This window comes from Limnothrix sp. CMB-01 (genome assembly GCF_055193175.1).
The window spans coordinates 285,122-297,566 of sequence record NZ_CM143720.1; the positions used below are offsets into that span (position 1 = coordinate 285,122).

At 53.6% G+C, this 12,445-nt stretch carries 8 protein-coding genes; 3 read left to right on the forward strand and 5 right to left on the reverse strand.

What is annotated here, in order from left to right; genetic code table 11:
• Positions 1 to 131: 131 nt before the first annotated feature.
• From ACZA91_RS01155 to ACZA91_RS01175, 5 genes are all read right to left on the reverse strand, one after another.
• On the reverse strand, positions 132 to 1,307 hold the full coding sequence (locus ACZA91_RS01155) for a PilW family protein (protein WP_463184282.1): 1,176 nt from the start codon (positions 1,305 to 1,307) through the stop codon (positions 132 to 134).
• Complete coding sequence (locus tag ACZA91_RS01160; protein ID WP_463184283.1) at positions 1,304 to 1,990, reverse strand: hypothetical protein; 687 nt, start codon at positions 1,988 to 1,990, stop codon at positions 1,304 to 1,306. The genes ACZA91_RS01155 and ACZA91_RS01160 overlap by 4 nt, the downstream gene beginning before the upstream one ends.
• 132 nt (positions 1,991 to 2,122) lie before the next feature.
• The gene (gene hpsA, locus ACZA91_RS01165; RefSeq protein ID WP_463184285.1) at positions 2,123 to 7,345 is read right to left on the reverse strand and encodes a hormogonium polysaccharide biosynthesis protein HpsA; all 5,223 of its coding nucleotides are present in this window, start codon (positions 7,343 to 7,345) and stop codon (positions 2,123 to 2,125) included.
• A gap of 452 nt (positions 7,346 to 7,797) precedes the next feature.
• Complete coding sequence (locus ACZA91_RS01170) at positions 7,798 to 9,150, reverse strand: aminopeptidase P N-terminal domain-containing protein (RefSeq protein ID WP_463186364.1); 1,353 nt, start codon at positions 9,148 to 9,150, stop codon at positions 7,798 to 7,800.
• A 308-nt stretch (positions 9,151 to 9,458) separates the two neighbouring features.
• The gene (locus ACZA91_RS01175) at positions 9,459 to 10,856 is read right to left on the reverse strand and encodes a TldD/PmbA family protein (protein ID WP_099533943.1); all 1,398 of its coding nucleotides are present in this window, start codon (positions 10,854 to 10,856) and stop codon (positions 9,459 to 9,461) included.
• A gap of 60 nt (positions 10,857 to 10,916) precedes the next feature.
• Here ACZA91_RS01175 and ACZA91_RS01180 point away from each other — a divergent pair, with 60 nt between their 5' ends.
• The 3 genes from ACZA91_RS01180 to ACZA91_RS01190 all read left to right on the forward strand — a co-directional run bounded on the left by ACZA91_RS01180 (position 10,917) and on the right by ACZA91_RS01190 (position 12,420).
• Positions 10,917 to 11,063 carry a hypothetical protein gene (locus ACZA91_RS01180; protein ID WP_463184287.1) on the forward strand — a complete coding sequence of 49 codons (147 nt, stop codon included), beginning with the start codon at positions 10,917 to 10,919 and terminating at the stop codon, positions 11,061 to 11,063.
• A gap of 93 nt (positions 11,064 to 11,156) precedes the next feature.
• The gene (locus tag ACZA91_RS01185; RefSeq protein WP_463184289.1) at positions 11,157 to 11,585 is read left to right on the forward strand and encodes a hypothetical protein; all 429 of its coding nucleotides are present in this window, start codon (positions 11,157 to 11,159) and stop codon (positions 11,583 to 11,585) included.
• Positions 11,551 to 12,420, forward strand: coding sequence for an ion transporter (locus ACZA91_RS01190; RefSeq protein ID WP_463184290.1), 870 nt, complete (start codon positions 11,551 to 11,553; stop codon positions 12,418 to 12,420). The genes ACZA91_RS01185 and ACZA91_RS01190 overlap by 35 nt, the downstream gene beginning before the upstream one ends.
• Positions 12,421 to 12,445 lie beyond the last annotated feature (25 nt).

Below are 12,445 nucleotides of genomic sequence, written 5' to 3' on the forward strand. Positions count from 1 at the left end.
ACCGCGCGATCGCCTCAATTCCTTAACAGTAAAGCATTTCGCGCGTTTTACCTTGTCTCTAAACTCGGGGCAACTGAGAAGCACTAGGGCCACAAATAACGAAGATACGTCCACATGAACAGCACCATTGGCTACTTCCCTAGATCCATTGGTTGTTTGTTTACAGTGCCTCGGTTAAGTACTTCAGTCTTAATGCTTGCTAACCGACAAGTCGTCTGTTGGGTATCCTTACCCAGCTCAGTACTCAAATTCTTTTCCCCAGCCGCCGGATCGTCCTGAGAGCAGCTCCGTCGATCCAAACCATAGCGCCCTTCTGGATTACCTCGAACTGCCAAAATCACCTTCTGGTTTTGGTTAGCCTCATTCTTCTGTAGCTGCTGCACTGTTCTGGTCGATTTGGTTTCATCCAAAACGCAGGCATAGACACTGCGAACTCCCTCAAAATCACCCTTCAGTGACTCAAGACTGGGCGTAACTTCGTACTGTGCCGGACATTCTCGCTCTGTACCTAAATTTACATCCTGAGTGTCGTCCACAAAATCCACTAACACATCTGGATTCGGATCCCCAAATGTTGGTCTTTGAGCGCCAGGTGGCGTGTTTCCATCTGCTGTTCTAGGCCAGGTTTGTAAGGTCAAGCCACTGCTCACATCCAGAGGGTCATTAAAATCACCCGACTCTTTGCCCTTCTCATTAAACCTTTTCATTGCCCATCTTGTGATTCTGGCACGACCATCCCACTTGTTGTCCTTTTTATTGTTTAGAAAATACACAATCAAAGTGTAAGTTCGTCCCGAAAGTTTATACAGGTCACACTTAGTAGGGTCATCACAGTTTTCAGGAATAGGATCAAGTTTCCAAAAAGCAATCAATGGAAGGCTATTATCGTCTGGTAGTTCTAAGCCTCCATCGCCACCAAATAGACCTGGACAATAATCAGTTTGTCCAGGAGAGGACTGCCCTTCCCATAGGCACTTACCAGTGTAAACATAGATCGCTTCCCGGAGTTCATTACTCATAAACTCCGCAGCAATTCCCATATCACGCATGGTTTCCGACCTTGCCAGTTCTCGGCGGTTGGTTGAAACCAACTCCACCACAATCCCTAACAGTCCTGAAACAATCAACCCTGCAATCAAAGCCGAGATCAGTAACTCAATGAGCGTAAAACCAGCAGTTTCCGTTTCAACCAATCTAGGTTTATTTGCCAATCTACTGCGAGCAACAGATGTCTGGTAGTTACTAGACAGACGGTTGATTATACAAAGACCTTGAATCCAGCTTAGTGCTTTTTGAATTGGAATCATGGACTGACCTCACTTCCAGTTTTTGTTTTACATTCTTCTGTATTTCCATTTAGCAGGTAGCACATTTTTTCATACCCCTCCCTAGTATCTGAAACAGCCAACTGGGTATAAATTACGGCCAACGGCTTAACGCCTTGTTCACCAGTGCTGCTGGTGAGTTGTAGGGAAGCTGCGGCAATATCCAAAGGCTTACTAGACCTCTGAATCGCTGGATAAGACCAAACTCGCACTCCGAGACGGAAAGCCACAGGAACTAAACCAGACTCACCTTCAATAGAGTTTTTATCAGAGGCCGGACTCCGAAATGTCTGCACCGCAAAGTCAGGTAGACCATCGCCATCAACATCTACTGGTCGCAACTCTAGAGCGCCTACAAAAGGCACACCCTTATCATAGATGCTACGAGTAGATTCCATCGTTTTCCTAGCGGCTTCTAGGTCAGGAACACTGGAGGGTGCAGGTGTTTTTTCAAACTCACTGCCTCCATTACTACTTTCTTGGGGTAGAAGAGCTAAGTTATTAGTAAAGTCCCTTCGCTCCATAGTAACTCGCACTTTGTCCACTTCACCCTGGGCTACTTGAATGGCCTGTTCCGCCCGGTTGCTCTGGACTCGCGAGGCTGTTGCCAGAAATAGGGGAGGCGTGATCGCCACCGCCACCACAGACATCATCACCAAGGCCACAATGCATTCCAGCAACGTCAGCCCAGATTCTGAGCCTGAGATTTGGGACTGCCTGCGCCAGCAGCAAACCCAGTAATTGAACGCGGCGTTAGACATGACGGGTAAGCCTCGCAAGTTCATCGGGACAGATTATCAGCAACCATCAGGGGTGGTCTCAATTGAACGTCGTAAAGCACAGATGTAGGGATCACCGGCTTCCGGTTCGTTGTAGAACTCGCTTCGAGCTGCGCCTGGTGTTATGAAGCGGCTGGAAATCGGCCCAGCCGGAGCGTATTGCAATCCCACGTCGTAGCCCCAGAGTCGTCTTGGGGTCTGGTAGTAGGGAATATCATCCTGGCCGCCGACTGGACGCTGATTGATTTCCCAAGCATCGTGCTCATAGGGGCCCGTTGAGGACGTGCGGAAGTTTAGCTGCAAGAAGGCTCCTGAAATGGTTTGAGACTGGCTGGAGCCACTGCCGCCCCAGTTTTCCAACATGGGGAGGAAGTTATGGAAACCGCCATAGCTCTGGTTTTCTCGGCTGGAGCCAATGCCACTGATAAAGATGGCATTCGCCTCGGTTGTGCTTGCACCGGGTAACACACCATTCGCACCACGACCATAGCGCTGTCCCAAGGGAACTGTTTGGTAGTTACCGGTGTAGGGATTGGGTCGTCCAAACTCTGGACGGGCAGCGTCTTCATTGATTCGCTGTAGGGGCTTGCCAGTGTAATCCACTGCCACAGAGCTGGTGAAGTCAAACCGGTTTTCATGCCACCAATCCAGCACCAAATCTCGTTCCTGATCGGACATTTCTAGGGGACGGTTTTGGGCATAGAACGAAGTGGTGGGAGAAGAAAGCGAGCCAACCCGCTGGCAACCATACCAATCTGCAAGTTTGGGCGAGGCATTGAGGAAGGTATCTCGAACACTGCCATCACAGTAGTTGCCAGAGACCAACGTGATCGAGTCTGCTAGCAGTTCCACAGGTCGCCAAGTATCTTTATCGGGACGGGCAAAACTTAGATTGAGATCTTGGTCAGGACTACGACTACCTCGGGAGTAGAAATTGCCATAGTTGTCTCGATTGAGGATCGTTTTGAACTCTTCAGCCAACACCCCACCCACTCGGTGCAAGTTGAAGTCACCCTTCACGAATAGAGGATTATCCGTAATGAAGGAGATTCCAAAAATGTTGGCATTGTCAGCACCACCGCCTTCGCGTTTAATCAAAGCACCATTGATCAATCGGAACCCATGGGGTCGTCGATCGGGATCGGCGTAGTAGTCCACGGGTTTAGGACTAATGCCAGTCACGTCGCTGATTGGCGGATCTTGCCCCAAGGGATTGCTGCGACCGATGCTCATGCGAGCACTTTCGGTATCTATGTTGTAGCTCGACCAGGTGGTAGAGGGCGATCGCTCGATCGCGTCTTCCCGAGTATTGTCCTCCCGGAATGCATAGACGATGCCACCTGCCTCGTTCTTCTTCAGGTTGCCAAAGGTCAACCACAGATCTCCCAAGGCAGATGGAGCGTAGGTTTTTTGCCGCAGCATATCGATATCGATATCCAGCACCCGCTCTACGAGACGCTCTCGCCCGTCCATCAAGGCTGCATCCTTGAAGGCAACCCGGTGATACTCGATCGCCTTGTCTGCTTTGGCCCCATCGTTGTCCACTGCCACAAACAGCATCTGGGAGCAGTTAGGAGCCGAATTGGTACAACTACCCGTTGGCGTGAGATTGTCGTCCACAGGTAGCAGCCAATCAGCCACTTTCCGAGGCTTGATCATGATTGACTCCAGATCCTTATCACTCAGCACCTGGAAATTACCCTGAGCAACCGTCAGATAGGGATCGAAATACAGCTTGTCGTAAGGCGCATAGAACGGATCCGTCGCTCTAGGTTGGGTATGATCCACCTCTACAGACAGGGTAGCAGTGCCCACTTCCAGGGCGGGGAGCACTGTTTTATCTCCATCCGCATCGTGAGCGATGAAGTCTTCAGACAAGGGACGCGGGAACAGATAGTACAGCGCAGGATATTCGGGTTCTACGGGGCAGAGGGTACCTGCCAAGTGCAGAAACCGCTTCTCTTCCGCAACCGTTCCAGGAACTCCGTAGCCGAAGTAGTTATTCCCCGTTGTCTTGCTGAAATCACAACCAAACTCATAGGTTTTGGCTTGCTCATACACCCGGCCGCCAAAAGCATAGCCGACGGTTAATGATCCGGAGGGCGGCGTGGGGGTCAGGTCATTTTGGACGGTGTAGCTGTAGTGATGTTTGGCGGTTTCCGCAGGGATGCTGCCAGCGGTGTTTTTGACTCGGCCGAAGTGGGTGGCAAAGCCAAAGGTACGATCGCGCTGGATTTGCTCTCGGAGTGCAATTAACCTGGCCCATTGTTGCAACTCAGTGGGCTTCAGTGGGTTACTGTCCAAACGGTTGAGGGCCGCTCCGCTGGTGCTCTTATCTGCCAAGGCCGCCACATAGGCTTCCGGAGGAACCAGTGGTGTCACCAAATCAGTGGAAGCCGTGGTCGCCGCAAACGGATTCTCACCAGGTTTCAGGGCCGGATCCGCAGCCGGAATCCGCTTCAGCAGGGGCGGGCTAGCCAGGGGTTGACCGCCCTGGGTTTTGAGGCTAGCCAACTGCACTTCCACAAAATCTGCACCCTCCTGATTACGGCTATTGAAGTCAGAGGGACTGCGCAGCCCGGAGTTTCCTGGATAAACCCGCACAGAGAAGGGCCCCGTGGTGTCTCCGGGGCGAAAAATGTCAACCCGTCCCAACTTGCGGTCATTGGCGCTGTCGGTGCGTGCTCCCGAGAGCCAATCCGCACGGGAGGGGTCTTCCTTTTTATTCCAGGCTGGATCGTTGTCCCCAATTTTGCCGAGGGCTTCCGCCAGCTTATCGAGAACGGTGGTTTGGAAGTCTGGATCGCTGTAGTCGATCGCATCCAAATAGGCAATGTTGTAAGCCAACATTCCAGTACTCAGAGCCGCAGTCTGCTGGGTGGTCGCATCAGCCGGACTGTTGTTGGTGTCATAGAGGGCCCGACGCAAATTACTAAAGTCGCCCCACTTCACCAACTGCGGGAGCGGGTGAGTTTTGCCTGCTTCCTGCTTGGCGGGAAATGCACCATCCTTGTCCCCCGCAAAGGTCGCCAGGTTTTCCAAAGCTTTCCGCAAGGTCGCGTTTAAGTTGACCGGGGTGCTGGTAGGGCCAGTGCTAACGCTGACCAGCTCATTGAGCCGATCCACATCCATTTCCCAACCGTTCGTGCCGCGGCCATGGAAAAAGTCGATCGCAAGTTCCTCTGATTCGTCTCCAAAGCGCTCCCCAAAGGCTGTCCATTCCGGTTTGGTCTTGACACCAGCCGTGACAGGGAGTTTCTCAAAGGTTGCCGACTGTTTCAGGGTGTCGGGAGTCCCCGGGTGAACAGTACTCGTCAGGGCAGCCACCGGCTTTACCCCTTGCCCAACACCCTTGTGAAAAAGCAACGTGCCTTGGACGGCGGCCGGATTATCTTTATAGCTACGACGCTGCAAGGCCTGAAGCGGCGTTGCTGCATCAAATTCATCCGCTTGAGAGGGATAGCCCAGGGGATTTTCTAGGGGATTTTCCAGCTCTAGGCGCTGACCGGTAATGATCCGAGTCCCCTCGTTGATGGCACGGCGTTCCCAATAGCCATCTGCTCCCACTTCTGCCGGTTGCTCCGTATTGGTGTTGCGGGTTAAGCGTTCGTCGCCAGTAATGTTGTCACCCACCTTTTTAGTGCCGGGCATCCTCAGCTCTGAGGAGCGGCCATAGGTTGGTCGAGGGCCGTAACGATTGTCAGCCCGATAAAAGTCGTCTAGATAGGGCTTGGGTAACGATTGTCCACTGAAACGACGTGAATACTCCGCGCCTTCAGTTTTTGTCCAATCTTCTCCAGACCTAGCCTTAACAGTCCTTCGCCGAGCGCTAACATCTTCCGTATAGAGAAGCAATGGATCCAATGCCAAGTCAATCGCCTTGCCGCTAAAGCTCACCGAGTCAGTTTCTGTTGTAAAGTTATTGCTCGCTTGAACAATCACTCCACTAGCTGGCTTGTAATCAATAGATAGCTTTGGATCGCCTGCAAAGTTTGATCGTGGGCCCGAAACTGCGCTTGAGATCAAGTCGCCTTTGAAGTTTTTGCAAATTCCTTCACCGGTATAGCTCTTACAAGATGTCGCAGAACTGTTACCTGATGGGTTTTCTGGAGATACACTAATGCTAGAAGCCTCGGGATCTTGGTAAAGACAAGAGGACGGAGCACTAACCCAAAACAAGCGTGTTGGGTTGTTAGCCCCAGCCAAAAACATAGATCCCTCAGTGTGCATGGCTCCGTTCCAGTTAAAGCGCGCTCCGGAGAATAACTCTAGGTCGTTACGAAACCAGGCTCCCCACTTATTGCCTTTTTCTACAATCCGGTCTTGCTGGAATTCAAGAGTAGCAATAGTGTTTGTTCCACCCCCTGGCCGATCAACATTGGCTCGTGGAATCACAACCGCATCTACCTGAAAATTTTTGCGCAGGGTAGAGGTTTTTTTCTGATCTTGATACCAGCCTGCTTCAATTGGGGGGAGGATTTCAGAACTTATTTTCCCGAGTTGCTCTGCAATATTGCAGGCACTCCCTGGCGTTTCCTCTTGAATGAGAGGACCTGTACGAGTTCTTAAAGCCGCAGCGCGTGCTTGTAATGAAGCACGCTTCATATCAGCATCTGGTTTGCCAGCAGCATCGACAGGTAAGGAATTGAAAATAATCGAATAGGCAATGTCAGCATCCTGCTCTCCATCGCCATCAGTATCTGCAGGAAATTGCCAAGCTGGGTCTGGCTCCCCATCTTTATTGATGTCAAGCTGAATTTCACCAGGAAGTGTGTAAATTTGTTTCGGTTTTTCGTTAAAAACAGGATCAAATGCACTACTACCAGTGAGGTTTTTGTTCAGCAACATACTGAGCAGATACTTTTCAGAGGGAACACCGTTGGTTGGGATTCGTGGATCCTGGAGGAAAAGTTTTTCAAGTTTGGCTTTGGCGCGATCGATTGCGGGGGTGGCGGCGTTGTAGATCACCTTTTGGGCCCGATCGGCTGCGACTTGATCCGTGCGGTTGAGGGTGCGCAACGATAGGGCAGTAATCGTGAGGGCTACCACCACAAGCAACAAGGCCGTGGTTGGCAACACGAAGCCCGCCTGCGATCGCAGCCGTCGCCAATAGGGATTAGAAGCCAGAATTTGGGGTCGATCGCCCGATCGCCCTCGACGATGCAACAGTCGCTGGAACTGCGCGATCGTTCGTCCCAATTGGAACGAAATAGCCAAAACTAGCCGCCGCAGGATCATCATATTGGCTCTACCAACTTGGCCTGAGAGTTCTTGAAAAACTGACCCGAAACACACCCATTACAGCAAAGGGCGGGGCGTTGGAGAGTGACCGTCAATCTCAGAACGGTTTCTCGCTACCCCAACATGACTCACTGTCCCTAGACCGGCGGCGCTCCGAATCGGTTCCATCCCAACCACGCCAGGTGGCTGTGCTTGAACCGCCCAAAAATTATCGGCTTGCAGCCTTGAAGTGTCGCGCTTCAGGGGAGCAACCAAACCGGAGCATCGCCTAGGGCTTGAGGGAAGATCTAAGCACTTAGCCCAAACTTACCCATCCGCGATTCTGGATCGATCGGGAAATCAGAAGTTTTTCTTAATTCTTTACATTTTAGGGCTTGACATATTCCAAGTCGAACGGGCCGGCTACCTCACTGGAGCGATCAGCCCGTCCATCCAACCTGATTGGCTTCCGCCTAGCCATTGCCCCAAGTCAGATCAGCAACCTGTTTAGGCACAGCGGCTGTCAGCACGTCATGGCCACCCTCGGTCACCAATACATCATCCTCAATCCGAATCCCAATGCCGCGCCACTGTTCCGGCACTTCCGGTTGAGCGGGCCAATCATCTTCCTCACCGGGCTGCTTCGGTTCGATGTCCGGGGCAATGTAGAGGCCTGGCTCCACCGTCAGCACCTGGCCCGGCTGGAGATAGCAGGGATCATCGCCGTAGGTGTAGACCCCCACGTCATGCACATCTAAGCCCAACCAATGACTGGTGCGGTGGGGATAGAAGGGGCGATAGAGTTCTTTTTCAATAATTTGTTCTACGCTGCCGACCATCAGCCCTAAGTCTAGTAGCCCTTCAACCAGGACTTTCAGGGCCGCGTCATGGACGTTGCTGTAGGGATCACCAGGTTTGACCGCTGCGATCGCCGCCATCTGGGCCGCCAACACTAGCTCGTAGAGGGTTTGTTGCTCGGGGCTGAAGCGGCCATTCACCGGAAAGGTGCGGGTGATGTCGCTGTTGTAGTAGCCGTAGGCGCAACCGGCATCGATCAGCAACAGATCGCCCTCTTGCAGTTGGCAGTTGTTTTCCACGTAATGCAGGATGCAGGCGTTTTCCCCGGCAGCGACGATCGCCGGGTAAGCCGGCCCCCAACCACCACGCGATCGACAAAGCCGATCGAGTTCCGCTTGCACTTCATATTCCCAAACGCCGGGCCGGGCCATCTCCATAGCCCGCTGGTGGGCCTCGGCGGCGATGTCGACTGCTTGGCGCATAGCCGCCAGTTCCAACGGAGATTTAATGTTTCGCAGTTGGTGCAGGCGGGCGATCGGGTCTTCGAGGGCTACCGGGCCGCGCCCTTTGCGGAAATAGCTCCGGCGCTGCTGTTTCCACAGATCCAGAATCTGCGCATCGAACTGGGGATCATGACCCAGACTGTAAAAGATGCGATCGCCCGTTTGCAGGTATTGCGGCAGCTTGGCGGTTAACTCTTCGATCGGGTAAACCACGTCTGCCCCGATCGCCTCTTTGGCCGCTTCCACCCCCAGCCGCCGACCCGACCAAGTTTCCGCCAGCCGATCCTTGGGACGCACAAATAAGATGAATTGATGTTCCTCGTGGTTAGGAGCTAGCACCGCTACGGCCGCTGGTTCATCAAACCCGGTCACGTAATAAAAATCGCTGTCCTGGCGGTAGTTATATTCCACGTCGTTGTGCATCACCGCATGGGGCGCACTGCGGAAAATGGCCACGCCGGAGCCGATTTTTTCCAGCAACCGGGCTCGGTGCGATCGATATTCCTCTGCCCAACCGGGAGCCATGTAACCCGTGGGCGATCCGCTGCTAACCCTTGCTGTGGCGACCATCGGCGATTGCATCCTTAAAGCGATTCCTAACTCAAGCCAAAACTGATAGGCAGTGGTGGCACGACAAATTTAAAACGTTCAATCAGGCTTGGAGAGCCGTTTTGGCAACGCCAAGGCCTTGGAACCGTCGCCAAATTCCCAAAATCCTGATGTTGCCGTTGAGAAACCGCGAGCAGCAAGGGGCTTAAGCCCCTTGTCTACGATGTGATCGAGGCATGAAAAATCAGCCGCTTCAGCCTGCCCCTAGGCGATAACGACAGCCCCTAGGCCGCTTCACCACCCACAACCACATTGCGAATCCGCAGGCTGGGGCCACCGCAACCAACCGGTAATCCACTTTGGCCGCCCTTGCCGCAACCGCCGGACTCATCCCAATAGAAGTCGTCCCCGATCGCCTCAATATCTGCCAGGGTCTTGAAGGCATTGCCCGACAGGGTGACATCCCGCACCGGCTCGGCCAGTTCGCCGTTGCGCACCATCCAAGCCTCGCCGGCCGTGAAGGTGAACATTTCGCCGTTGGTCATGCCGCCCAACCAGTTGCGTGCATAAACCCCCTCTTCGATCCCGGCGATCAACTCCGCTGCGGGCGTTTCGCCACGCTCGATCCAAGTGTTGGTCATCCGGACGATCGGGGCGTAGTGATAGTTCAAGCAGCGAGCATTCCCCGTGGGTTGTTCCTCCAGTCGGCCTGCCGTTTCCCGGGAATGCAGCCGCCCGGTCAACACGCCGTTGGTGATCAGTTGGGTGGTGCTGGCCGGTGTGCCCTCGTCATCGTAGGCATAGCTGCCCCGATGGCCCGCAGGTGCAGCACCATCAAAAATTTGCAGATTTTCGGGGCCAAAGCGGCGACCCAGGCTCATGGTTTCCAGTAAATCGGGATTTTCGTAGGCCATATCGGCTTCGGACAAATGCCCAAACGCCTCATGCACAAACAACCCCGTCAAGATTGGGTCAATTACCACCGTATAGGTTCCGGCCTTCACCGAAGGGAGCGACAGGGCATCCACTGCCCGCCGGGCCGCCCCGCGCACCTGGTCATCTAATTGGGTCAGGTCTTCATAGCCGTTGCGGGAGCCGGTGGTTTCCCGGCCCGTTTGCACCGTTTCGCCATTGCGGGCCGTGGCCGCAAACCGCATCTCCATATCCACCCAGGATTGCTCCAGCATTGTGCCTTCGGAGGTGGCTAGCAAGGTGCGTTGGGTGCTGTCGCCGTAGCGCACCATCGTGGTGGCAATGCGACCATCAACGGCGCGCAAAATTTCTGCATAGTGGTCGCAGAGGGCCTTTTTGTCCGAGAGGGACACCTGCCGGGGATCAGTGCCGGCCAAGGGCAGGGTGCAGGTGGCCTGAACCGGCGCGACCGAAGCCAGGAGGGTTTCATCATCCCCCACCAGATGGGCCGCCGCGATCGCCTCTTCCAATCGTTCCAGAAGGGTATCCAGTCGGTTAAAGCTGGCAAAGCCCCAACCGCCCTTGTGGCAAGCCCGCACTTGCCCCCCGATCGCCACGCTTTCGCTGAGGGTTTCCAGGCGACCCCCACGCAGCAGAATATCGGTTCCCTGAGATTCTTCGAGGCGGATGGCCAAAAAGTCCACCCGATCGCGGTAGCGGGCGATCGCCTCAGTCAGTCGGTTACGAGCATCGGTCAGCCAGTCAGTCATAACGCGGTTGCGGTTGCGGATTCAGTTCGCTGGAACGCTTGCGAGCACTCACTTTGGGCAGTGGCTTCTATTATGGCTTGGCTGGGGCCTTCCGGGCCGGAACCGGGCCCGATCGCCCAAAGCTTGCCCAAAGGTGGCTTGGTTGCCCGCTGGGGACAAGTCAATTGCCCGCCAATTGCACGCAAGTTGCACTATTGTCGATCCTAGGCTTGGGTTATGTTGCTGGCTTTCAGTTCCCATGGCTCCCCAAGGCTGCCAACTCCTTAAATTCCACCCCAGATTTAAATTCCACCCCCGATCATGAATTCCGTTGAACGTTTGATTGTGATGGCCGAAGACGAACTCACTGAGTTCAGCACCGATGCCCGCAAGGTCGAAAAATTGCGCCGCAAAATTGGTCTGACCCTCTCGGCTGCCGAACAACGCCAAGCCAAGGAGCAATTAAAAGCCGAGTTGGCTGAAGGGGGACAATTGGCGGAGTTTGTGGAAAAACAGCGTCAGTCGATCGCCCTGCCCTTTTGGGGGGTGACGGGTCTTGGGTTGCTGATTGGTGTGTCCATGGAACAGCCGGCCGCCTTTGTGTTTGTGATTGCCGGAACCTTGGCCGCCTGGACGGTGCAAAAGTGGGGATGGCGTTTGCAAGCCAAGCGGTTGATTTTGAACACCCTTGAGGACTTGACCAAAGGCGGTGGGAATGGCGGTAATGGTGATTCCGCCGCCGCCAACTAGCCCCATGACGGCAGTAGAAGCAGGGCGATCGCGCACTCCCGTTCAACAGCGAGTGATCGCAGTTCTGGATGATTTGGAAACGCCCCTGAGCCGTTGGGTGAACGGGGCCATTGCCGTTTCAATTCTGTTGTCGGCTGTGACCTTCGTAATTGAAACCTTCACAATTGATGATCAATTGCGGATGGTTTTGACCGTAGGCAACCGCATGTTAGCCGGGGTGTTTGCGGTGGAATATGCCCTGCGGCTGTGGTGCGCAGAACAGAAGTGGCGCTATGTTTTTAGTCCTTACGCGATCATTGATGCGATCGCGATCGCGCCGCTGCTGATTGGGTTTTGGGATGTGCGGTTTTTGCGGTTGTTGCGGTGGTTTCGGGTGTTGCGCCTAGTGCGCTTTCTCGATCGCCGTTACATTCCCCAGTGGCTGGCGGCAGACGATCGCCTGATTATCACTCGTATTTTGTTTACTCTTTTTTCCATTGTTTTTATTTATTCTGGCTTGATTTATCAGGTTGAACATCCCAAAAATCCTACCGTCATTGAAAACTTTCTAGATGCCTTTTATTTTGCGGTAGTTACCATGACCACCGTGGGCTATGGCGATATTACTCCCGTTTCCAAGGCGGGAAAGTTGGTCACTGTTTTGATGATTTTGTCAGGAATTGCCATTATTCCTTGGCAAATTAGCGACTTGATCAAGAGCTTTGTGAACACCAACGATAAAATTCGGAATGCTTGTGATCGCTGCGGTCTGATTTTTCATGACCCAGATGCCAGTTATTGCCGTCGTTGTGGAGCGGCTTTGCCCAGTTCTGCCGATGATATTGCTGATTTGTAAATCACGATTTCTTGGTATTAATTCA

Coding starts and splice junctions, on each gene's coding strand:
- ACZA91_RS01155 (WP_463184282.1), bottom strand. CDS start 1,307: ATGATTCCAATTCAAAAAGCACTAAGCTGGATTCAAGGTCTTTGTATA.
- hpsA (WP_463184285.1), bottom strand. CDS start 7,345: ATGATGATCCTGCGGCGGCTAGTTTTGGCTATTTCGTTCCAATTGGGA.
- ACZA91_RS01170 (WP_463186364.1), bottom strand. CDS start 9,150: ATGGCTCCCGGTTGGGCAGAGGAATATCGATCGCACCGAGCCCGGTTG.
- ACZA91_RS01175 (WP_099533943.1), bottom strand. CDS start 10,856: ATGACTGACTGGCTGACCGATGCTCGTAACCGACTGACTGAGGCGATC.
- ACZA91_RS01185 (WP_463184289.1), top strand. CDS start 11,157: ATGAATTCCGTTGAACGTTTGATTGTGATGGCCGAAGACGAACTCACT.
- ACZA91_RS01190 (WP_463184290.1), top strand. CDS start 11,551: ATGGCGGTAATGGTGATTCCGCCGCCGCCAACTAGCCCCATGACGGCA.